This is a genomic window from Agrobacterium sp. MCAB5, assembly GCF_052114365.1.
GTDB lineage: Bacteria > Pseudomonadota > Alphaproteobacteria > Rhizobiales > Rhizobiaceae > Agrobacterium > Agrobacterium tumefaciens.
Genome location: NZ_JBFREP010000011.1, coordinates 214660 through 237451, shown reverse-complemented (window position 1 = coordinate 237451; position 22792 = coordinate 214660). Strand labels below are relative to the sequence as shown.

Genomic DNA, 22792 nt, shown 5'->3' with positions numbered 1-22792 from the left:
GGGTTTAAGACAGGCTTTGCTCGAAATCGGCAAAGTCGAATTCGCGAACGGCACGCACGCTGCCGTCGAGTTCCTTGATGGCAATCGCCGGCATCTTCACGCCATTGAACCAGTTCTTCTTGACCATGGTGTAGCCGGCCGCATCCTCAAAGGAGATACGATCACCGACCTTCAGCTCCTTGTCGAACCGGAAGTCGCCGAAAATATCGCCCGCAAGGCAGGATTTGCCGCAGACCATGTAGGGATGTTCGCCCTCGTTCGGCAAAACCTTGGCGGTTTCGCGATAGATCAGGAGGTCGAGCATATGCGCTTCGATGGAGCTGTCGACGACGGCGAGGTTCTTGCCATTGAACAGCGTGTCGAGAACCGTCACTTCAAGCGTCGTGCTCTTGGTGATCGACGCTTCGCCGGGCTCAAGATAGACCTGAACGCCGTATTTTTCCGAAAAGGCCGCCAGGCGATCACAGAACTGGTCGAGCGGATAGTTGTCGCCGGTAAAATGGATGCCGCCGCCGAGGCTGACCCATTCCGCACGCGACAGGAGCGATCCGAATTTCTCTTCAATCTGCGTCAACATGCGGTCGAACAACGAAAAATCGCCGTTTTCGCAGTTGTTGTGGATCATGAAGCCGGAGATCCGGTCCATGACCTTGTCGACCTTGGCGACATCCCATTCGCCGAGACGGCTGAAGGGACGTGCGGGATCGGCAAGATCGAAGCTCGAAGAGCTGACCTGCGGATTGAGGCGCAGACCCCGGGTGATACCGGAGGCCTTTTCTGCAAAGCGCTCAAGCTGGCTGATGGAATTGAAGATGATCTTGTCCGCGTTCGAAATCACCTCGTCGATTTCGTAGTCGGCATAAGCGACGGAATAGGCGTGGGTTTCGCCACTGAATTTCTCGCGGCCCAGACGCACTTCATAAAGCGACGACGAGGTGGTGCCGTCCATATATTGCGACATGAAATCGAAAACCGACCATGTTGCAAAGCACTTCAGCGCCAGAAGCGCCTTGGCGCCGGATTTTTCCCGCACATAGGCAATCTTCTCCATGTTGCGAAGAAGTTTTGTCTTGTCGATGAGGTAATAGGGCGTCTGAAGCATGGCTTTTCACATATTGATTGAAGTCAAGGTCCGTCTGGATGATGGGCCTTATATGATGCTTGTTACAGGAAAACAAATGTCCGGCACCGAATTCCCGGAAAATTGCCCCCGCCGCAAAATCCGCGGGAGAAAACTCGCCAAGCCGCGGAACCAAGCGGGCATCGGCGCGTTTGAATGGCGGACAATCGGGTTTACGGCTGCCGCAACGAAAGTTCGTAAGCGTCGGCATTGATCCGCGGCGGCAGTCTTTTTGACCTGACGCCATTTCCATCAACGATGTTCCAGGAAGGACTTCACCCATGGCAAGCGTGCGTAGCAGCGTCAACGACAAGATCCAGCAATCCCTCGAAAACGGCGATGCAGCCGATGTGGCAGCACAGCTTGCCCAACTTCGCGAAGATCTGGCAAATCTTGCCAAGAGCGTTAAGGCGCTGGGCGTTGGAGCCTCGCATGAACTGAAGGCGCAGGCCGCCCGCGTGGCCGACGACGCACTGACCGCTTCCGGCGAGATGGCCGACAGCGTTCGCAACGAAATTTCCTCGCTGAACGACAATCTGACGGATCAGGTCCAGAAGAACCCGCTGCAGTCCCTCGGCATCGCCGTTGGTGTCGGTTTCGTGCTCGCCCTCCTCACACGTCGATAAGGCTGCATCATGCTTGAGGCATTGCTGGTCTATCTGGGAGACACCCAGCGTGAAGGACGCGTCGTGACACGGCGCCTGCGCGCCACGATAATCCTTTGGGTGCTGACCGGGATATTCTTCCTGATCGCCTTCGTAGCTGCTGTCGTGGCGGGGTCCATCTATCTGGCCCGGCATGTCGGCGCAGGGCCGGCCGCGCTTGTCGTAGCCGGTACGGCGTTTCTGCTTGGTGTCATCATGTTGGTGGCGCTTGCGATCGTCAAACGTCCGAGAGCCTATGCCGCAAGAAGACCCGTCGCATCCTTGACGGCGGCTCCCTTGACCGCAGCACCTCTGGCGCTGCAATCGCTCCTGACGCTGGCGATCCAGGCGCGCCCCTACGCGACGCTCGCCGTTGCCATGGCTGCCGGCTTTCTGGCAACCAGAGCCAACACCAGGAAAAAGAAATAGGCACGCCTTCAGGCGCGTTTAAGGCTCTTCGTCAAACTCTCATTCGCTGCTGCGCATCCGGACCATGGATGCGCAGTTTTTTTTATGTTACCCGCGATGGATAGACTGGTTGATGGTGCTCAGTGCCACGCCGCCCTTATTTGAACAAAGTGAAATACAGTCTCCCGCACGTCCCGTTTTTTTTCTGAAAGGCGATTGATGAAGAAGAAAGTCCTTGTCGTCGGCGGTGCCGGCTATATCGGTTCGCATACCTGCCTTCTCCTGTCTGAGCGGGGATATGAACCGGTCGTTTTCGACAATCTGTCCAATGGACATGAGGAATTCGTCCGCTGGGGACCCTTCGAGCAGGGCGATATTCGCGACCGCGCGCGGCTGGACGAGGTTTTCGCCAAGCACCAGCCGGAGGCCGTACTCCACTTTGCGGCGCTGATTGAAGTCGGCGAATCGGTAAAGCAACCCGTGGCCTTCTACGACAACAACGTCATCGGTTCGCTCAACCTGCTGTCTGCCGCCATCGATGCCGGGGTCACGGCATTTGTTTTCTCCTCCACCTGCGCCACCTACGGTTTGCCGGAACAGGTGCCGATTGACGAGACGCACCGTCAGGCGCCGATCAACCCCTACGGCCGCACCAAATGGGTAGTCGAGCAGGCGCTGAAGGATTACAGCACCTATAAGGGGCTGCGCTCGGTGATGCTGCGCTATTTCAACGCCGCAGGTGCAGATTTCGAAGGCCGCATCGGCGAATGGCACAAGCCGGAAACCCACGCAATCCCGCTCGCCATCGAGGCGGCACTCGGTCGGCGTCAAGGCTTCAAGGTGTTCGGCACGGATTATGACACCCGCGACGGCACCTGCGTGCGTGACTACATCCATATTCTCGATCTTGCCGACGCCCATGTGCGGGCAGTGGACTATCTGCTGGCGGGCGGTGAAACGGTTGAACTCAACCTTGGCACCGGCACCGGCACGACTGTGAAGGAGTTGCTGGCTGCGATTTCGGACGTATCCGGCCGCCCCTTCCCGGTGGAATATACCGACCGCCGCGATGGCGATTCCACCACCCTTGTCGCCAATAACGACAAGGCAAAGGCGGTGTTGGGCTGGGAGCCGCGTTATTCCCTGTCTGATATCATCAAATCCGCCTGGGCTTGGCATTCCTCGCGCAACGCCGGGGACTGAGCGAACGCAATTTAAAACAAAAAGACACCGGCCAATGGCCGGTGTCTCTCGCGGGACGCCTGTTGAGGTCGATCCCGCTCCTGCCTCCCAGGTAAGGGGATCAGGGCTTGGTGGCGGACGTGGTGGTGCTGTCCGGAGCTGCAGGCGTTGCCGCGCTCTTTTCGCTGGCCTGCTGTTCCAGCGTCTTGAATTCCGGAGCAGCCTTCAGCGTTTCCGCCGTTTCGGTCGTCGTCAGGCGAATGGTGCCGTCCTGCGTGTTGCGGGTCATCGTTACCTTGTCCATAGGCACCGCGACATCCTTGGCACCTATACCGAGGAAACCGCCGACACCAATCACGGCTGCGACGAGACCGCCGTCTTTTTCCATGATGAGGTTGGTGACGTTACCGATGCTCTCGTCGGCTGCGGTATAAACCGACTTGCCGATGTAATCATTGGCACTGATCTGCGTTTCGCCCTGCTGGGTGATGTAAGCACCGCCCGTCGTCGCGGCCGCGCTATCATTGGCCAGAGGAGCCGCCGGCGCCATCGGGGTAGCGGGAGGCGTTGCCGGTTCGGTCTGAGCACTCGGATTTGCCGGTGCTGGCTGGGTTGTACCCTGAGCGATGGCAAGCGGCGCGAAAGCCGTCGTGCCCATCAGGGCGGCGGTGACGAGTATCGTAAGTTTCTTTGCCATTTTCGTACCTTCCTTTCATCGTTTTCGACTGGCCGGGCGGTGACGAGTTTCGCTTTCCACTCCATGACCGGTTCGCTTTGCAAACGGGCTGACCATTGAAATGGTTCCGATTTTTTCAGTCGCATAGACGCGATTGCGACATTTTGCGGCTCCCGAACGAAAAAATCAGGCATTGCTAAAGGAAGATGGCGCGGTATTATCCGTGACGTAACAATGCCGTAACTGCCGGAGTTTTTGCATGCCTCAACCCGGCAAAAAACTGAAAAACACGTTCTCGGCTTTACGTCGACGCAGTGCGAATTTTTTTCCGACGGCCTCCATCGGCACCTATCTGGTGGTGATGGCAACCGTCATCACCCTGCCGCTTATCCTTTTCGGCGGCTACTTGATGCTGCGCCTTGAAAGCGAAAAGCGCGACGACCTGCAACGGGAGACGATCGAGGATGTCAGGGTCGTCAGCCGCAACATCGATCGGCGCCTGCAGGAAATCGCCACCTCCCTCAATCTGCTGTCGCAATTCCCGGAACTCGAGAATGGCAATCTTGCCGCTTTTCAGGGACGTGTTGCCGAAAGCCTGAAACGGGAGGGCCTGTACGCCATTCTGGCTACCATGGAAGGCGAACAGTATCTCAATACCCGGGTGTCATTTGGCCAGCCTCTCAGCAAGGTGCCGGCCGAGGCCAATCTGGCCAAGGCAATCGAATCCCGTCGGATCACCGTTTCGGACATGTTTTTCGGCGCGACGAGCAAGGAATGGGTGTTCAACGTTACCTTGCCGCTCGACCCCAATCTGGGTTCCGCCGGAGATGCCCTGATCCTGACGCAGAATACAAGTGACCTGAGCCGGCTCATTCCCACGGAAAACCTGCCGCGCAACTGGGCGGTCGCCATTATCGACGGTAACAATCGTGTTGTCGTTTCCAGTGCGCAGAATGGGGTGGAAGTGGGCAAGCCATTTGCCAGCCCCGCCATTCTTTCAGAAATGCAGGCCTTCAGCGGCAATTTCTTCGACGACAAGGGCAACCTCTATGCCTATGCCCAATTGCCGGGCTGGCAATGGCGAACTGTGATGTGGGGGCCACTTGCCGCAAGTCAGGCAGCATTGGTCGACACGTGGCGGCAAATGATGATCGGCAGCACGATGCTCGTGCTCATCGCCATCGGCGGCGCCTATCTGGTCGGCCGGCAGTTGCGCAGTTCCATTCGCGATCTCACGCTCATGGCTGAACGCATCGGTGAAGGCGAGATCGTGGCGCCCGTCGATACCAAGATCAAGGAAGCCAACCAGGTCGCCGTCGCGCTCTCCAATGCTTCCTTCGACAGAAGCCAGTCGGAAGAACGGCTGCAACTTCTGCTGCACGAACTGGTTCACCGCTCCAAGAATATTCTTACGCTGGTTCAGGCGATGATCCGGCAATTGGGGCGGGAAAACAAAAGCATCCCGGAATTCCAGAAAGAGGTGGACCACCGCCTGCGCGGTCTCGGAATGTCGATCCGGGCATTGGCGGAGGTTCAATGGCAAGGCTTGCCGATCCGTAAGCTGATCGAGACCCACCTCGACGTTTTCGGCACCGTTTCGGAACGCTTCGAGCTGTCTGGGGACGATTTCATGCTTTCTCCGGAAGCGGCGCAAAATTTCGGGCTCGTGGTGCATGAGCTGACGACGAACTCCATCAAATACGGCGCCCTGTCGGTTGCGCTCGGAAAAATCACGGTGAGCTGGAAGCCGCTCGAAAAAGATGGACGTCAGATGATTTATATCGTCTGGACCGAAACGGGCGGGCCACCGGCGACGGAACCAAGCCGCAAGGGCTTTGGTACCACGGTCATCAAAAGGCATGCGGAAGGCGCATTCGGCGGACAGGTGGTGACGGAGTATCGCGAAACCGGGTTCGAATGGTCGCTTGAAGCGCCGATGCGCTATTTTATACCCAAGCGACCCGATCAGGCAGGCCCGCTTTGAAAAATGGCGTGCTGGATCCCCGTACCAGCAGACGAAAAGCAGCTAATTTCGCCCTCCACAAAAAAAATACGTTTTAGTGGAACCGAATTAGGGCGGATGCATTTTTACTGCAGGCCAAGCAATTCCCCCGTCCCCGCCTGACGCTTGGCTGACAATAAACAGGTTTCACCCCTGAAAACCTGTCATAATAAAAAAGCACGGCTCTTTCATGGGCCGTGCTTTTTTTTGCGTTCTCGCAAAAACGGCCGAAGTGCTGCCTATGAGGCAGGTCTCCAACCGAGGGCCATTATTTCGAAATTTCAAATGTCGGTGACGTCCCCGGAAGGAAATTTAAGCCGGTAGACGATCCGCTCCGGCGTGAGGTGATATTCGGCACTCCCGCCCAATGCGGATGGAACGACCTTTTCCAGCACGACGCTGCCGAAACTGCCGCGCCTCGCCTGCGCCGGCTCTTTCGATGGCATGATCGGCTCGATCCACTCAACGATACAAAAATCGCCTTCCTGTCGGCATTGCAGCGAGATTGGCGGATGATAGGCGAGATTGCCGCTATGGCTGACCGTATTGACGACCAGCTCATGGAAAGCCAGACCGATATAAAGCGCGCCATTCGGATTGAGCAGCAGGTTTTCACCTTCCATGTGAATGAGATTAGGATATTCCGGCACATAGAGATCGAATTGCTGGCGAAGAAGCTCGAATATGCGAGCACCTCTCCAGTCGGAATCCGTGATGAGATCCTGACTTTGGGCAAGAGCGTGTAACCGGCCCCGAAACTTGCGCAGAAAATCATCCTTGGTGAGGCTGAAACGGGCCGTCTGGCCCGCAAGGCTCTGGATGATCGCCAGGAGGTTCTTGGAACGGTGGCTGACCTCGCGCAGCAGCGAGCGCAAAAGCTGCTCGCGCCGCCGTTCCGCCGTCACCTCGCGAATAGTGGTTTTCATCACCGCCTGCTTCGCCTGGTTGAAGGTGGAATGGATCTGGAACTGGAAAACCCGGTCATTGCCGGCATTAACTTCCAGCATGCCCCGACTGCCCACCACATTCATATCTTTTTTGAGTTCGGCAAGCCGCTCTGAAAGATCGGTGCCAAACACATTTTCATCCGTGGGATGGCTATCGGTCGGCAGACGCCACACATCCGGCAGATTGGCCACGAATATATACTCCCGGTTCCAGTCTTGTAACATGACTGTCTCGCCCGAATCGAGCAAAGCGAGGACGAGCGAATCGTGTAGCTCGCTCTCGTTCCTCTCCGCGTTATGCCATGCCAGCCGATGCAAATTCATCTCCCTGCAAAAAGCCGTGAGATCACCTCACGACCGTAACCGCGAACGTCCGGGTACCGTAGTTGTTCCCGGACAGTCTACGGTTTCGGCAAATTTCACGCCGCGACGCGAGAGCTTTCGTTGAAAAACAGGGCCTGGCTGATAAGCGCTTTCACCATGTCCGGGTTGAACGGCTTCGTAACGAGGAATGTCGGCTCGGGCCGCTCACCCGTCAAAAGACGCTCAGGGAAGGCTGTAATGAAGATCACCGGCAGAGACGTCATCTGAAGGATCTCCTTCATGGCATCGAGCCCGGAGCTGCCGTCTGCAAGCTGGATGTCGGCAAGGATCATCTTCGGCTGCGTGCGGTTGAAGAGATCGATCGCCTCCGCATGCGTGCGGGCAATACCCGTAACGCGATGGCCGAGATCGGTGACCATCTGCTCGATATCCATGGCGATCAGAGGTTCGTCCTCGATAATCATGATATCGGTGGCAACCTGGCGGGCGATTTCAGAGGCCGCCTCATCGATCAGCTGGCCGATCTGGGCTTCAGTTACCCTCAGAACCTCTGCTGCTTCCGAAGCTGTGAACTCTTCGACCGTGGTCAGAAGGAAAGCCTGGCGGGCGAGCGCTGGTACCGCAGAGAGGTTGGCGGAAGCGCGCTTTTCCCAACCTGACAGGTTTTCATCGGCCTTTATATTGATCGTGACGGAACTAAAAATCGATACGAACAATTGATAAAGCGAAACCCGATCGTTGCTTGTCGGCGGGAAGATGCTGATATCGGCGATCAGAGCTTCAAGTGTTGCTGCAACATAGGCATCGCCAGTGGATTGAGAGCCGCAAACGGCACGCGCGAACCTGCGCAGATATGGCAGGTGCGGTGCGATGCGTGTAGAAACTGACATGGAATTCTCCCCTTTCATGCGGTCTGCAACGCAAACCCACGATAGCAACGTGCGCATCATAAAAAAAGTTCCGGATCGCCGGAACTATTTTTTTCATCGCGCATTCTTGCCACGACACAAAAGGAATACCGGACGTTATGAACATATTTCAATCGGACCAAGATTCTCCGGACAATCCGGCCAACCCTCAGGTCCCGCACTCTGGACGTGCGGTGATTTCCCGCAAGCTCAGGGAACTCTACGATGCTGTTCAGGAAGAAGGCATCCCTGACAAATTCCTCGATCTTCTCGAGAAACTCGATGAAGCCGAAAACAGAGCCAAAGACAAGGCTTCGGGGGAATGATGGCGAAAGAGCCGGAGCAGACAGAATACAATTTCAAACGGGAAATGCTGGCGGCACTGCCAAACCTGCGCGCATTCGCGATCTCACTCATCCGTTCGAGGGATCGCGCTGACGACCTTGTGCAGGATACGATCATGAAGGCCTGGGCGAAACAGGAGAGTTTCCAGCCTGGCACCAACATGCGCGCATGGCTGGTGACGATCCTGCGTAACGAATTCTACAGCCAGATTCGCAAGTCCGGCCGCGAAGTACAGGATACCGACGGGGTTTACACCTCGCGCCTGTCGGTGCCGCCAGAACAGCATGGTTCGGTCGATCTTCAGGATTTTCGTACGGCACTTGCAAAATTGCCCGACGATCAGCGCGAAGCGATATTGCTGATTGGCGCCTCCGGCTTTGCTTACGAAGAAGCAGCCGAGATTTGCGGTTGCCCGGTTGGCACGATCAAGAGCCGTGTCAGCCGCGCGCGATTGCGCCTTCAGGAACTTCTCGGCATCGAAAACGAAAACGAGTTYGGTCCTGACGCGCAGATGAGCGCCGTTACCGCCGCAGCCACCGCGCGCTGAGCTGGCAGAATTTGCAAAGCATTAGACGGGTAGGCTCRTGCCTGCCCGTTTTTCTTCGCCGCGTCGTCAGATACCGGTCTCCTTGACCGACTGCATCACGACGAATGTCGAAGTGTTGGAAACCGATGGAAGGCTGGAGATTTTTTCGCCGAGCACCCTWCGGTATTTGCGGATATCGCTGGTGCGCACCTTCAGTAGATAATCGAAGGCGCCGGCGATCATGTGGCATTCCTCCACCTCCTTGATCTTGCGCACCGCCGTGTTGAATTCCTCAAGYGCCTTTTCGCGTGTGTCGGAAAGCTTGACCTCGGCGAAGGCGATATGGTCGACGCCCAGTTTCTGCGGATTGAGCACCGCACGGAAGCCCAGAATATAACCTTCATCCACCAACCGCTTGAGCCGCGTCTGGCACGGCGTCTTGGAGAGGCCGACCCTTTTCGACAGTTGCAGCACCGACATGCGCCCGTCTTCGCTGAGGGCCTCGAGAATCTTGAGATCGAAGTGGTCCAGATCGTCTGTTTTATGACTATTAGCCATGTTATTTCACGCCAATTTTGAATAATAAAAGTTCATATGGCCTGTTCTATCCTCATAATAGGACCATAGCAATTTTTACGGCAATGATATTGTACGCAGCAGAATGACAAGCGGCGAGCGAAGGACACGCTGCCGCTGACAGTCTGTCTTCAACAGCTTTTCAGGATTTTAAGAATGGCCGATGGTGCAAGCAAAGCCGATGTAAACCCGCAGCAGACGGTGAACGGTATTTTCCAGAATTTTGCACCGCCCGTGCGCGAGCAGAGCCCGTTGCGCAAAGCAATTACCGCCGCTTACCGCCGCCCAGAGGAAGAGTGCCTGGCGCCTCTGATCGATGCTGCGACCGTCACGCCCGAGCAGGCCGCAGCCATTCGCACCACGGCAACCAAGCTGATCGAGGCGTTGCGCGCCAAGACGAAAGGCACCGGCGTCGAGGGGCTGGTGCAGGAATATTCGCTCTCCAGCCATGAGGGCGTGGCCCTGATGTGCCTTGCCGAAGCACTGCTGCGCATTCCCGACACCGCCACCCGCGACGCGCTGATCCGCGACAAGATCGCCCGCGGCGACTGGAAGTCCCACATTGGCGGCGGGCGCTCGCTGTTCGTCAACGCCGCAACCTGGGGTCTCGTCATCACCGGCAAGCTGACCTCGACGGTCAATGACAGCGGCCTTTCGGCGGCKCTGACCAAGCTGATCGCCCGGGCTGGCGAACCCGTCATTCGCCGCGGCGTCGACATGGCGATGCGCATGATGGGCGAGCAATTCGTGACCGGCGAAACGATTGGGGAAGCGATCAAGCGCTCGAAACCGCTGGAGGAACAGGGTTTCCAATATTCTTACGACATGCTCGGCGAAGCAGCGACCACCGCCAAGGATGCGGAGCGTTATTACAAGGACTACGAAAACGCGATCCACGCCATCGGCAAGGCCTCCGCCGGGCGTGGCATCTATGGTGGCCCCGGAATTTCCATCAAGCTTTCGGCCCTGCATCCGCGTTATGCCCGTGCGCAGGCAGAGCGGGTAATGGCGGAGCTTCTGCCGCGTGTGAAATCCCTGATGCTGCTCAGCAAGAAATACGATATCGGCCTCAACATTGACGCCGAGGAAGCTGACCGGCTGGAACTGTCGCTCGATCTTCTGGAGGAACTGGCGCTCGACAAGGATCTTGCCGGTTGGAACGGCCTAGGCTTCGTTGTGCAGGCCTATGGCCGCCGCTGCCCCTTTGTTCTCGACTACATCATCGATCTCGCCCGACGTGCCGGTCGCCGCATCATGGTGCGTCTTGTCAAGGGCGCCTACTGGGATGCGGAGATCAAGCGCGCACAGGTGGACGGGCTGGAAGACTTCCCGGTCTTCACCCGCAAAGTGCACACGGATGTCTCCTATATCGCCTGCGCCCGCAAGCTGCTTGCCGCGCGTGACGTCGTGTTCCCGCAATTTGCGACCCACAACGCCCAGTCCATGGCKACCATCTACCATCTMGCYGGTCCGGACTTCAAACTCGGTGATTAYGAGTTCCAGTGCCTGCACGGCATGGGCGAACCGCTTTACAGCGAAGTCGTCGGCAAGAAAAAGCTCGATCGTCCCTGCCGCTTTTATGCGCCTGTTGGCACCCACGAGACGCTGCTTGCCTATCTCGTCCGCCGTCTGCTGGAAAACGGCGCGAACTCCTCCTTCGTCAACCGCATAGCGGATCCCGCCGTGCCGGTGGCTTCCCTGCTGGAAGATCCGGTCACCGTGGTCAAGGCTTACCCCGTTCCCGGCGCACGGCACGACCGCATTGCTGCACCCGCTGGTCTCTTCGGCCCCGARCGGGCAAATTCCGCCGGCCTCGATCTTTCGAATGAAACGGCACTTGCCGCGCTGGACAACGTCCTTAAGGCAGGTGCGACGACGGAATGGAAAGCCGCAGCACCGCATGCAGGCGGAAAGACACGCCCGGTCCTCAATCCCGGCGACCACAATGATGTCGTCGGTTATGTAACCGAACCGACAGAGGCCGATGTCGAAGCGGCAATGCAACGGGCCGCAGCCTCCAACTGGTCTTCCACGCCGGTCGAGGAGCGCGCCGCCTGCCTGGAGCGCGCTGCCGACCGGATGCAGGCCGAGATGCCGGCCCTGCTTGGCCTCATCATGCGCGAGGCCGGAAAATCCATGCCGAACGCCATTGCCGAGGTGCGCGARGCGATTGACTTCCTGCGTTATTACGCAGCGGAAGCCCGGAAGACCTTCAAGGCCAACGAGACACCGCTCGGCCCGGTCGTCTGCATCAGCCCGTGGAACTTCCCGCTTGCCATCTTCATCGGCCAGGTAACGGCAGCACTGGTTGCCGGTAATTCGGTACTGGCAAAGCCCGCCGAAGAAACCCCGTTGATCGCAGCGCAGGGGGTRCGCCTGCTGCATGAGGCAGGCGTTCCGCAGGACGCCGTGCAGCTTCTGCCAGGTGACGGCAAGACCGGTGCGGCACTTGTCGGCTCAGCGCTCACGGCGGGTGTGATGTTCACCGGATCCACGGAAGTGGCGCGCCTCATCCAGGGTCAACTCGCAGGCCGGGTTCTCGCAAACGGCCAGCCCGTTCCCCTGATTGCCGAGACCGGCGGCCAGAACGCCATGATCGTCGATTCCTCAGCGCTTGCYGAGCAGGTCGTCGCCGACGTCATCGCCTCTGCCTTCGACAGTGCCGGCCAGCGTTGCTCGGCGCTTCGCATTCTCTGCCTGCAGGAAGATGTGGCCGACCGCACCCTGACGATGCTGAAGGGCGCGCTGCACGAATTGCGCATCGGGCGCACCGATAGCCTTTCCGTCGATGTCGGCCCCGTGATCACCGCTGAAGCTAAAGGCATCATCGAAAAACACGTTGACAGCATGCGCGCACTCGGCCACCGGATCGAGCAGATTTCGCTTGCCGGCGAAACCGGCAAGGGCACCTTCGTGCCACCGACAATCATCGAGATGAAATCGCTCGCCGATCTGAAGAAAGAGGTCTTCGGGCCGGTGCTGCACGTCATCCGGTTCAAGCGCGACAATCTCGACCGGCTGATCGACGAGATCAACGCCACCGGCTATGGCCTGACCTTCGGCCTGCATACGCGTCTTGACGATACCATCCAGCATGTCCTGTCGCGCGTCGCGGCCGGTAATCTCTATGTGAACCGCAACATCATCGGCGCCGTGGTCGGCGTCCAGCCCTTTGGCGGGCGAGGCCTCTCCGGCACCGGCCCCAAGGCGGGCGGTCCGCTCTATCTCGGCCGCGTCACACAAACCGCGCCGAAGATCGACCGCGTTGCCAGCCAGCAGGACCAGGCGGCTGTCGATCTCGCCCGCTGGCTGGATGAAAACGGCCAGAGCGTTGCAGCCGAAGCCGCAAGACAGGCCGCAGCCCTATCCGGCCTCGGTTTCGAAACCGAACTGGCAGGCCCAGTCGGCGAACGCAACGTCTATGCGCTGCATCCGCGCGGCAAGGTGCTGCTTATTCCGGCCACGGAGCAAGGGCTCTATCGCCAGCTTGCGGCAGCGCTTGCCACCGGCAACTCGGTCGTTATCGATAATGCGTCGGGGCTGGAAAAGTCGATCTACGGATTGCCGGCAACCGTCACCTCGCGCATCACATGGGCTGACAGCTGGGAAAAATCCGCACCGTTCGCCGGCGCGCTGATCGAGGGCGATGCGGAACGTGTCGTTGCGATCAACAAGAAAATCGCCGCCCTGCCCGGTCCTCTGGTTCTGGTTCAGGCCGCCACGACGGAAGCGCTTGACCGTGAAACCCAGCCCTACAATCTCGACTGGCTGGTGGAAGAAGTCTCCGTCAGCGTCAACACAACGGCTGCCGGCGGCAATGCCAGCCTGATGAGCATCGGCTGATTATCTGGTTCCGGCAGGGTCTCGACCCTGCCGGTCCATCACATCACCCACCGATTTCACCACGACCGAAAAGCTGGTTCAGAACCTGCTCTTCAAGCCGCGCGAATTCCGGGGTGCCGTGTCGGCGCGGACGCGGCAGTTTCACATCGAGATCAAGGGCGATGCGCCCCTCATCAATCACGACGATGCGGTCTGCAAGTGCGACGGCTTCCGAAACATCGTGCGTAACGAGAACGGCGGTGAATTTCTGCTTGCGCCAGATGCGCTCCAGCAGAAGCTGCATTTCGATGCGGGTGAGCGCATCTAGCGCCCCGAGGGGTTCATCCAGCGCCAGAATTTGCGGATGCGCCACCAGCGCGCGTGCCAGCGCCACGCGCTGCTTCTGGCCTCCAGACAGGACATAGGGCCACTCGCCCGCCCGGTCCTTTAGCCCAACCTCTTCAAGAATGGCAAGCGCCTGCTCGTTCGCCGCCTCACCTTTGGCGATGCCGGTCAGGCCCACGGATACATTGTTTGCGATGCGCTCCCATGGCAGAAGGCGCGGCTCCTGAAACATCATGCGAGTGCGGCTCGATGCGTCTTTCGAAACGGTGCCGCTTGTGGGCGCATCAAGACCGGCCAAGATACGCAGAAGCGTGCTCTTGCCGCATCCACTCTTGCCGATAATAGCCAGAAACTCGCCTTCCCGCACATCGAGATCGATGCCGCGCAGAACCGGTTTATCGCCAAAGGTCTTTGTCAAATTGCGGAAGCTGAAAGCGACCTTGCTGTCGTTCTGCTTGCCGCGCTGTTCAACCTTGGTCTCTGCCCCGGAAGGGGAGGATGATGGGGCATCGGGGCGTCTCAACGTCGTAACATTGCTGGTCGACATGGGTTACCTCAGACTTTCTTGAAGGCTGGATGCCACTGCAGGAAGATGCTTTCGAGGAAGCGGGCGAAACTGTCCGCCAGCTTGCCAAGAAGCGCGTAAATAAGGATCGACAGCACGACGACATCGATCAGCAGGAACTCGCGCGCCTGCATGGCCATGTAGCCGAGGCCGGAAGAGGAGGAAATTGTTTCCGCCACGATAAGCGTCAGCCACATGATGCCGAGCGCATAACGCAGGCCGGTGAAAATGGACGGCAGCGCGCCGGGCAGGATCACTCGCCGGAACAGGGTGAAGGGCGACATGCCATAGGTACGCCCCATCTCCACCAGTTGCGGATCGACCCCCTGAATGCCGAGCAGCGTGTTGATGTAGATGGGGAAAAACACTCCGAGTGCCACGAGGAAAAGCTTTGCCTCCTCGTCGATGCCGAACCAGAGGATGACGAGCGGAATGAGCGCCAGATGCGGGATGTTGCGGATCATCTGCAGCGTCGTGTCGGTAAAGCTGCGGGAAAACCGCGACAGTCCGTTGGCCAGCCCGAAGATGAAACCAATCGCGCCGCCAACGGCGAAACCGGCCAGAGCGCGAGCGGAGCTGACACCGATATTGGCGATGAGTTCCCCTGAAAGCAAAAGCCGCCAGAAGGCTTCCGCGACGGCAGAGGGAGCCGGCAGGACGTTTGCCGAAATGAGACCGACGCGGGCAGCAAGCTCCCAGCCGGCAAGAATGATGGCAGGAAGCAACCAGCCCGTGATGCTTCCAGCCTCGATACGCCTTCTGATGCTCATCGCGAAGCCCTCCGTATCCGGGATCAGTTGGTGGCGCCTGACCAGACGGCATCCTTGATGCTGATCTGCTTAGGGATCAGGCCCAGGCGATAAAAGCGGTCGGCAGTTTCCTGCTGGCTGGCAATGATCTTGTCATCGATTTTCGAAATACCGAATTCCGAACGGTTCGCAGCCAGCGTCTGCGCTTCCAGCGGTACACCTGTCACCTCATGCAGGGCTGCCGCAACCTTGTCGCGGTTGGCGGCGGACCATTTGGCCGCCTCGCCCAGGGCATCAAGCGTTATATTGATGGTGTCGGCATGGGATTTGGCATAGTCGCGGTTGGCGAGGAAATAGGTACTCACATTGAGAACCTCGCTGGTGCGGGCCAGAGTGACGGGCTTATAGCGCGTCTCGGCAATTGCATAGAACGGATCCCAGACGGCCCAGGCGTCGATCTTGTCGCTGGCAAAGGCTGCCGCCGCGTCAGCCGGGCTGAGATAGACCACGTCGATATCGCTAAATTTCAGGCCGTTCTTCTCAATTGCCGCCACCAGCAGATTGTGGGCGCTTGTGCCCTTGCCGACGCCGACCTTCTTGCCCTTCAGATCGGCAACCGACTTTATACCGCTCTCGGGCTTGGTGAAGATCGCCTCACCCTTACCGTTTGAGGGAAGAGCCGCAACGTAAACGATGGCCGAACCGGCCGCCTGACCGAAGATTGGCGGCGCATCGCCCGTCCAGCCGACATTGATGGAGCCAACATTCAAGGCCTCCACCAGCGGCGGGCCTGCGGTGAATTCGACCCACGAAACCTTGACGCCCTTGGCCTCAAGCGCCTTTTCGATAACGCCCTGTTGCCTCGCGATCACCGGCAGGCCGGTTTTCTGATAACCGATCTTCAGCTCTTCCGCCGCCTGCGCCTGCAAGGGCAGCACGGATAATGCAGCGGCAACAAGAAAACTGGCGGAGAGGGCACGACGGGTAATGGCTGGCATCTTAGCTCCTTGTCGCCGACCCCCTGGGGCCGGTTTGCGATATGGAGCAATGCTAGGGTTTTCGATGAAAACGATAGAGAGAGGATAATTCAATATGAGCGATATTGCGGGAATAAAATTCCGCAGAGACGCCTCTTTCCCGCAAATCATCGCAGGAGGCATTACCAAGCCTGCTTAACAGACGAATGCCGGTGCGGACTGGCCGCACCGGCATGATGGATCAATATCGCTATCGAACGCGCAAACTTGCGAAGCGATTTACTCGATATCGAAGGAAACGCCCTGCGCCAAAGGCAGCGCCTTGGAGTAGTTGATRGTGTTGGTGGCGCGGCGCATATAGGCCTTCCATGCATCCGAACCGGATTCGCGGCCACCGCCGGTTTCCTTTTCACCACCGAATGCGCCGCCGATTTCCGCGCCCGAGGTTCCGATATTGACGTTGGCGATGCCGCAATCCGAGCCTTCCGAAGACAGGAAACGTTCCGATTCCTGAATGTCACGGGTGAAGATCGACGACGACAGACCAGCGGCAACGGCGTTATGCGCGTCAATCGCCTGATCGAGATCGCTGTACTTCATCACATAAAGGATCGGCGCGAACGTCTCTTCCAACACCGGCCCCGCCTGTTCAGGCATTTCGACAAGTGCCGGCTTTACATAATAGGCATCCGGCGCACCCGTATCCACTCGCCCGCCGCCATTCACCACGCCGTCATGCGCCTTGGCCGCTTCGAGCGCCTTCTGCATSCCGTCGAAAGCCGCCTTGTCCACCAGCGGTCCGACAAGCGCCGATGTTTCSAGCGGATTGCCGACGGAWACGGAGGCGTAGGCCTTTTTCAGACGCGGCACGAGCTGGTCGTAAACACTGTCATGCACGAAGAGACGGCGAAGCGTGGTGCAGCGCTGGCCGGCCGTGCCCATGGCGCCGAAGGCAATGGCGCGCAGCGCCATGTCGAGATCGGCAGACGGGCAGACGATGCCGGCATTGTTGCCGCCCAGTTCCAGAATGGCGCGGGCGAAGCGCTTCGCCAGACGCGGGCCGACATCGCGGCCCATGCGGGTGGAACCGGTKGCAGAAACCAGGGGAACCTTGGGGTTGTCCACCAATGCTTCACCAACGGCGCGGTCGCCGATCAGAAGCTGCGACAGCCCTTCCGGCGCATCGCCAAACCGGGCTACGGCACGTTCGAAGATGCCCTGAACCGCAAGTGCCGTCAGCGGGGTCTTTTCAGATGGCTTCCAGACCACCGAATTGCCGCAGACTAGCGCGAGCGCCGCGTTCCACGACCAGACCGCGACCGGAAAATTGAAAGCGGAGATAACGCCGACAACGCCGAGCGGGTGCCAGGTTTCCATCATACGGTGGCCGGGGCGTTCGGTGGCGATGGTGAGGCCGTAAAGCTGGCGGGACAAACCGACCGCGAAATCGCAGATATCGATCATCTCCTGCACTTCCCCGAGACCTTCGGACGGGACCTTGCCCGCTTCCAGCGAGACGAGCCGACCGAGATCTGCCTTGAAGGAGCGCAGTTCTTCGCCCAGAAGGCGGATCAGTTCGCCACGGCGCGGAGCAGGCACGTTGCGCCAAATCTTGAAGGCGGCATCGGCCTTGTCKACCACGGCTGCGACACCCTCGACCGAAATGGTCTTGAGGCTTGCGATCTGTTCACCCGTTACCGGGCTGAACGACGCCATATCGCCGCCGGTATAAAGATCGCGGGCGACGCCCATTCTGTCGAGCAGGGCCGCGGCTTCCTGTTTCACGTCAAGCTTCGTGGTCGCATCCATGTCAAATTATCCTTTTTGGCTCAAAGGGGAGGAAAGGCCGTTTTTGATACGGCGCTTTCAACTCCCGTCGCTGTTCTTTCCCCGAATTTATCATTTTGTGAAACGGGGCCTCCGTCGAAGCCGGCAAAACACCATTCCATTCTTTCCCGTAATCATATATGGCCATAATGACCCTTTTCCAATGAGGAAAGCGGGTAAGTTGATGCGAGAATGGTATGGATCCGCGCAGAAGACTGGTCCCTGATATCGTAACCCTGCAAGCATTCGAGTGTGCCGCAAGGCATGGGAATTTTACCCGTGCGGCGGAAGAACTCAACCTCACGCAAAGTGCGGTCAGCCGGCAGATCGGCGAACTCGAGGCGCAGACCGGAATGCAGCTTTTCGAACGCATCCGCCGGCGCGTCGTCCTGTCGGAAGCGGGTCGCAAATTCCTGCCAGACGTGCGGCGCCTGTTGCAGCAATCCGAACAGCTGATGGTGCGCGCGGTCTCGGCCGGAACATCTCATGCATCACTTTCCGTCGCCACCCTGCCAACCTTCGGCAGCCGCTGGCTGATGCCGCGTCTGCACCGCTTCATCGACGCCAACCCGGAAATGACCATCACCATCGGCTCGCGCTCGCACCCCTTCGATTTCGATGAGGAAGGTTTCGACCTCGCCATCCATTACGGCCAGCCGGTCTGGGCGCACGGCACCTGCACCTTTTTATGCAACGAAGTGATCGTGCCGGTCGCCAGCCCCGCTCTGCTTCAGCGCGCGGGAATGAGAGAGCCGGAGGATTTTAACCGACAACCGTTGCTGCACGTGACCACACGGCCGAAACTATGGACTGAGTGGCTGGAGATGAATGGGGTAACGGCGGAGAATGCCTATAGAGGCAGCCGTTTCGACCAGTTTTCGATGATCATTGAAGCAGCCATAAGCGGCATTGGCTTTGCCCTTCTGCCGAAATATCTGATCGAGGCGGAACTCGTCTCCGGCCGTCTCGAAATCGTCTTCGACATTCCACTGCAAACCGACAAGAGCTATTATGTTGCCCTGCCGGAAGGGCGGCAGGACAATGTCCTTGCCCGCGCCTTCCAGGCATGGCTTCTCGATCAGGTCGGCAAGCCGGCCTAGATATTCACACAGTGCCGCCGATGGAAACCTCGTCAAGCCCCGGCAGATCGGGGCCGACCGGCACGATCCGGGTCGGATTGAGCGCCTTGATCGAATAATAACCGCGCTTGATGTGGTCGATATTGACCGTGTCACGCACGCCCGGAATGTTTAGCACCCGCATCATATAGGCCTGCAGGGCCCGATAGTCGGCAATGCGGCGAAGGTTGCACTTGAAGAGGCCGTAATAGGCGGCATCGAAACGCACCAGCGTCACGAAAAGCCTGACATCCGTTTCCGTCAGGCGATCGCCGAAGAGGAAGGGACCGCCTGATGCCAGGCGAGTTTCAAGTTCCTGAAGTGTCGCGAAGACGTCGGCAAAGGCTTCCTCATAGGCAAGCTGGGTGGTGGCAAAACCGGTTCTGTAGACACCGTTGTTGAGGCGGGGATAGATATGGTCGTTGAGCGCATCAATCGCGTCCCGCAGATCTTCCGGATAAAGATCGATGCCGTTATCGGCCAGATCGCCGAAACCGGAATTCAGCATGCGGAGAATGTCGGCGGATTCGTTGTTGACGATGGTTTTCGTCTTCTTGTCCCAAAGAACCGGAACGGTGGCACGGCCGGTATAATGCGGATCGGCGCTGGTATAGGCTTCGTGCATATAAGCGAAGCCGTTCAGCCCGTCGCGATCCGAACCTGGATAATCGCCGAATTTCCAACCCTCGTCGGAGAGCGCCGGCTCCACAATTGAGACCGAAATGACATCCTCGAGCTTCTTGAGCTTGCGGCCGATCAGCGTGCGTGAGGCCCATGGACAAATCAGCGCGACATAGAGATGATAGCGCCCAGCCTCGGCCTTGAAACCGCCCTCTCCCGTCGGGCCTGCTGAACCATCAGACGTTACCCAGTTGCGGAAGCCGGATGTCTGGCGAACGAAACCACCCTTCTTGTCGGTCGCCTGCACCGGGTGCCATTCGGCGGTCCACTTTCCATCCACGAGCATTTTGGGCTCTCCATTCATCTATCGATGAAAAGCTTATGGGGCCGTCTGCACCCACCCCACAAGCCGCGCTTCGGTTGACGCACTGTTTCCGATCGATGGATGACTTCAAAGCCGATTGCGGAAAAACGGATTCCAGCGAACTGTGCCGAGCCTGACCCTTTCGCGGATCATCGTCAGAAGTCCCGATGCGGCGATGACACCCAGCCCAAGCACCGCGATCGCATCCGGATATTCGTGGAAGAAAGTCATGCCGATCGCCACGGCCCAGAGGATCTGAGAATAATGCGAGGGTGCAATCTGGCTGGCCGGCGCGATACGTGTTGCGACGAGCAGCGTTATCTGTCCCGTCGCCGTGCAGAGGCCGATGAAGGCAAAGGCGGCGAACTGGTGCAGATTGGGCATGACGAACTCGGGAATCGAGGCAATGCCGTTGAAGGTGAGGCCGTAGACCAAAAGCACGCCCATTATCGAGGTGCGCTTCTCCTTGCCCGCAAGCGAGCGGAGCAGCACGATGGTCATCGCCGCCAGGAATGCGACACCGATGGCTGCGACGTGCCCGAGTTCCAGCGCCTTGAAGCCGGGCCGCACGACGAGCAGAACACCGACGATGCCGGCCAGAACGGCCGCCCAGCGCCATGGCCCTATATCTTCCTTCAATACGACAGCCGACAGCACTGTCACGAACAGCGGTGAAAGAAAGATCAGCGCATAAGCTTCGGCCAGCGGAATGGTGGTGAAGGCATAGATACCGAGAATACCGGCGAACAGGCCGGAAATCGCCCGCCCGTGCACCGCAAACGGACGGCTCATGCGCCAGAATTCACGCCACCTTTCCTCACGCGGCTTGCTGAAGAAGATGAAAATGCCGGAAAACAGGATGCTGAAAAAGCCGATCTCGAAAACGCTGATCTGTGATCCAAGCGACTTGATCGTGGCATCGCCCAGGGAAAAGGTCGCATAAGCGAACAGACCGAGCAGAAAACCCTTTTGCATTTGAACTTCCCCGAACAGCGACCGCAACGCAAAGGGCACCCCGGCCGCTTAAAGCAACCCGGACGCCCCTTAAGGGACAGACAGTCTGGCAGATTTGATCCTCACCTTATGGCTAGACCCGGCTACCTATGAGTGCAAGCCGCAAAAGCCGCAAAAACACCCGATCCGGCCGCATCGATGCAGATGGCCGCAAGGTGCGGCAAATTTGTCCCGCCGACGCCATCATATCACCGTCACGGAAAGAGGTTAGCCCGTGTTGATCGTGGCGCTTGGCGGCAAGCGTGAAGGCGGCTAAACAATGTGGTGTGATTGCACCCGCTGATTTCGCCTGAAGCTTGCTGCGCGAACATCGCCTCACGAACTGAAAGGAAGAAGAATGCGGATAGTGATGATCGGTGCCGGTTATGTCGGCCTTGTTTCCGGTGCGTGTTTTGCCGATTTCGGCCATGACGTGATCTGCGTGGACAAGATGCCGGAGAAGATCGAAGCGCTGAAAAGCGGCCATATCCCGATCTTCGAACCGGGTCTGGAGGTCATCGTTGCCAACAACGCCAAGGCGGGCCGATTGAGCTTCACCACCGATCTCTCCTCCGCGGTTGCCAATGCCGATGTCGTGTTCATCGCGGTCGGCACGCCCTCGCGGCGCGGCGACGGCCACGCCGATCTCGGTTATGTCTATGCGGCGGCGAAAGAAATCGCCCATTCGCTTGAAGGCTTCACCGTCATCGTCACCAAGTCTACCGTTCCCGTCGGCACGGGGGACGAGGTGGAACGCATCATCCGCGAAGAAAACCCTTCGGCCGATTTTGCCGTGGTTTCCAACCCGGAATTTCTGCGGGAAGGCGCGGCCATCGAGGATTTCAAGCGACCGGACCGCATCGTCGTCGGTCTTTCCGACGAGCGCGCCCGCCCGGTGATGACGGAGGTTTACCGTCCGCTTTATCTCAACCAGTCGCCTTTGCTCTTCACCACCAGGCGCACTTCGGAACTGATCAAATATGCCGCCAACGCCTTTCTGGCGATGAAGATCACCTTTATCAACGAAATGGCGGATCTATGCGAAAAGGTCGGCGCCAATGTTCAGGATATTTCGCGCGGCATCGGCCTCGATGGCCGCATCGGCGCGAAGTTCCTGCATGCCGGCCCCGGTTATGGCGGCTCCTGTTTCCCCAAGGATACGCTGGCGCTTGCCAAGACCGCRCAGGACTATGACGCCCCTGTGCGGCTGATCGAGACCACCATYGCCATCAACGACAACCGCAAGCGCGCCATGGGCCGCAAGGTCATCAACGCGGTGGGCGGCGACGTGCGCGGCAAGAAGATCGCGGTCCTTGGCCTGACCTTCAAGCCCAATACCGACGATATGCGCGACAGCCCGGCGATTGCCATCATCCAGACCCTCCAGGACGGCGGCGCCAAGGTGGTCGGCTACGATCCGGAGGGAATGGTGAATGCCCGCCATGTGATCGAGGRTATCGACTATGCCAGCGGTCCCTACGAGGCTGCCGAAGGCGCCGATGCCCTCGTGATCGTGACGGAATGGAACCAGTTCCGCGCACTCGATCTGCCGCGCCTGAAGGCCATCATGAAAAACCCCGTTCTGGTGGATCTGCGCAATATCTACCGCACGGACGAGGTCACCGGGCACGGCTTCGTTTATGCCGGCATTGGCCGCCCGCACGACAGCAGTTCCGACAAGGGCCAATAGCGGTTTCGCCTTCGAAGTTTCATTAAAACGGTTTTTGCGCTTCGGTTCGGCCGCAAACGCACC

21 protein-coding genes are annotated in these 22792 nt (G+C 58.7%); 10 read left to right on the top strand and 11 right to left on the bottom strand.

The features are described 5' to 3' along the window. Window positions 1-4: 4 nt before the first annotated feature. Window positions 5-1102, bottom strand: a complete 1098-nt coding sequence (nspC, locus tag AB4Z23_RS22475; RefSeq protein WP_004432082.1) for a carboxynorspermidine decarboxylase — start codon at window positions 1100-1102, stop codon at window positions 5-7. Between nspC and AB4Z23_RS22470 the strand changes: the two genes are divergently transcribed. From AB4Z23_RS22470 to galE, 4 genes are all read left to right on the top strand, one after another. Continuing rightward, window positions 1101-1334 (top strand): hypothetical protein, encoded by a 234-nt coding sequence (locus AB4Z23_RS22470; protein ID WP_004432079.1) that lies wholly within the window; start codon window positions 1101-1103, stop codon window positions 1332-1334. The genes nspC and AB4Z23_RS22470 overlap by 2 nt on opposite strands. 67 nt (window positions 1335-1401) lie before the next feature. Continuing rightward, window positions 1402-1746, top strand: a complete 345-nt coding sequence (locus tag AB4Z23_RS22465; protein ID WP_004432077.1) for a DUF883 family protein — start codon at window positions 1402-1404, stop codon at window positions 1744-1746. 9 nt (window positions 1747-1755) lie between these two features. After that, window positions 1756-2193, top strand: a complete 438-nt coding sequence (locus AB4Z23_RS22460; RefSeq protein WP_004432075.1) for a hypothetical protein — start codon at window positions 1756-1758, stop codon at window positions 2191-2193. 198 nt (window positions 2194-2391) lie between these two features. Continuing rightward, a complete protein-coding gene (gene galE, locus AB4Z23_RS22455) occupies window positions 2392-3375 on the top strand; it encodes a UDP-glucose 4-epimerase GalE (RefSeq protein WP_004432073.1) in 984 nt (327 codons plus the stop codon). A gap of 100 nt (window positions 3376-3475) precedes the next feature. Here the strand turns inward: galE and AB4Z23_RS22450 are convergent, their stop codons facing one another. Beyond that, on the bottom strand, window positions 3476-4051 hold the full coding sequence (locus tag AB4Z23_RS22450) for a PRC-barrel domain-containing protein (protein ID WP_004432071.1): 576 nt from the start codon (window positions 4049-4051) through the stop codon (window positions 3476-3478). Window positions 4052-4289: 238 nt separating this feature from the next. Here AB4Z23_RS22450 and AB4Z23_RS22445 point away from each other — a divergent pair, with 238 nt between their 5' ends. Continuing rightward, window positions 4290-6014, top strand: a complete 1725-nt coding sequence (locus tag AB4Z23_RS22445) for a sensor histidine kinase (RefSeq protein ID WP_004432069.1) — start codon at window positions 4290-4292, stop codon at window positions 6012-6014. Window positions 6015-6313: 299 nt separating this feature from the next. On the opposite strand, the gene AB4Z23_RS22440 is transcribed toward AB4Z23_RS22445, so the two are convergent. Continuing rightward, window positions 6314-7303: a sensor histidine kinase gene (locus tag AB4Z23_RS22440; protein WP_035252645.1), complete on the bottom strand. Its 990-nt coding sequence runs from the start codon at window positions 7301-7303 to the stop codon at window positions 6314-6316. 95 nt (window positions 7304-7398) lie between these two features. After that, entirely contained in the window at window positions 7399-8193 is a 795-nt protein-coding gene (locus AB4Z23_RS22435; RefSeq protein ID WP_004432063.1) for a response regulator, read from the bottom strand. 137 nt (window positions 8194-8330) lie between these two features. Between AB4Z23_RS22435 and AB4Z23_RS22430 the strand changes: the two genes are divergently transcribed. Together AB4Z23_RS22430 and AB4Z23_RS22425 are read left to right on the top strand one after the other, a co-directional pair. Beyond that, window positions 8331-8537 carry a NepR family anti-sigma factor gene (locus tag AB4Z23_RS22430; RefSeq protein ID WP_004432062.1) on the top strand — a complete coding sequence of 69 codons (207 nt, stop codon included), beginning with the start codon at window positions 8331-8333 and terminating at the stop codon, window positions 8535-8537. Continuing rightward, window positions 8537-9103, top strand: coding sequence for an RNA polymerase sigma factor (locus AB4Z23_RS22425; protein WP_004432061.1), 567 nt, complete (start codon window positions 8537-8539; stop codon window positions 9101-9103). Before AB4Z23_RS22430 ends, AB4Z23_RS22425 begins: the two co-directional genes overlap by 1 nt. Before the next feature lie 66 nt (window positions 9104-9169). Here the strand turns inward: AB4Z23_RS22425 and AB4Z23_RS22420 are convergent, their stop codons facing one another. Continuing rightward, window positions 9170-9640: an Lrp/AsnC ligand binding domain-containing protein gene (locus AB4Z23_RS22420; RefSeq protein WP_004432060.1), complete on the bottom strand. Its 471-nt coding sequence runs from the start codon at window positions 9638-9640 to the stop codon at window positions 9170-9172. Window positions 9641-9814: 174 nt separating this feature from the next. Here AB4Z23_RS22420 and putA point away from each other — a divergent pair, with 174 nt between their 5' ends. Then, entirely contained in the window at window positions 9815-13501 is a 3687-nt protein-coding gene (putA, locus tag AB4Z23_RS22415) for a trifunctional transcriptional regulator/proline dehydrogenase/L-glutamate gamma-semialdehyde dehydrogenase (protein WP_112153510.1), read from the top strand. Window positions 13502-13544: 43 nt separating this feature from the next. Here the strand turns inward: putA and AB4Z23_RS22410 are convergent, their stop codons facing one another. From AB4Z23_RS22410 to amaB, 4 genes are all read right to left on the bottom strand, one after another. Further along, window positions 13545-14372: an ABC transporter ATP-binding protein gene (locus tag AB4Z23_RS22410; RefSeq protein ID WP_441360791.1), complete on the bottom strand. Its 828-nt coding sequence runs from the start codon at window positions 14370-14372 to the stop codon at window positions 13545-13547. An 8-nt stretch (window positions 14373-14380) separates the two neighbouring features. Continuing rightward, window positions 14381-15160 carry an ABC transporter permease subunit gene (locus tag AB4Z23_RS22405; RefSeq protein ID WP_004432039.1) on the bottom strand — a complete coding sequence of 260 codons (780 nt, stop codon included), beginning with the start codon at window positions 15158-15160 and terminating at the stop codon, window positions 14381-14383. Window positions 15161-15183: 23 nt separating this feature from the next. Further along, window positions 15184-16137 carry an aliphatic sulfonate ABC transporter substrate-binding protein gene (locus tag AB4Z23_RS22400; protein WP_004432036.1) on the bottom strand — a complete coding sequence of 318 codons (954 nt, stop codon included), beginning with the start codon at window positions 16135-16137 and terminating at the stop codon, window positions 15184-15186. A gap of 258 nt (window positions 16138-16395) precedes the next feature. Then, a complete protein-coding gene (amaB, locus tag AB4Z23_RS22395) occupies window positions 16396-17925 on the bottom strand; it encodes an L-piperidine-6-carboxylate dehydrogenase (protein ID WP_013762124.1) in 1530 nt (509 codons plus the stop codon). A gap of 215 nt (window positions 17926-18140) precedes the next feature. Here amaB and AB4Z23_RS22390 point away from each other — a divergent pair, with 215 nt between their 5' ends. After that, window positions 18141-19043 (top strand): LysR family transcriptional regulator, encoded by a 903-nt coding sequence (locus AB4Z23_RS22390; RefSeq protein WP_004432029.1) that lies wholly within the window; start codon window positions 18141-18143, stop codon window positions 19041-19043. A 4-nt stretch (window positions 19044-19047) separates the two neighbouring features. On the opposite strand, the gene AB4Z23_RS22385 is transcribed toward AB4Z23_RS22390, so the two are convergent. After that, the gene (locus AB4Z23_RS22385) at window positions 19048-20028 is read right to left on the bottom strand and encodes a glutathione S-transferase family protein (protein WP_004432027.1); all 981 of its coding nucleotides are present in this window, start codon (window positions 20026-20028) and stop codon (window positions 19048-19050) included. A 105-nt stretch (window positions 20029-20133) separates the two neighbouring features. Further along, the gene (locus AB4Z23_RS22380; RefSeq protein ID WP_004432025.1) at window positions 20134-21021 is read right to left on the bottom strand and encodes a DMT family transporter; all 888 of its coding nucleotides are present in this window, start codon (window positions 21019-21021) and stop codon (window positions 20134-20136) included. A gap of 376 nt (window positions 21022-21397) precedes the next feature. On the opposite strand from AB4Z23_RS22380, the gene AB4Z23_RS22375 reads away from it, so the two are divergent. Then, window positions 21398-22729: a UDP-glucose dehydrogenase family protein gene (locus AB4Z23_RS22375; RefSeq protein ID WP_441360790.1), complete on the top strand. Its 1332-nt coding sequence runs from the start codon at window positions 21398-21400 to the stop codon at window positions 22727-22729. Window positions 22730-22792: the final 63 nt, after the last annotated feature.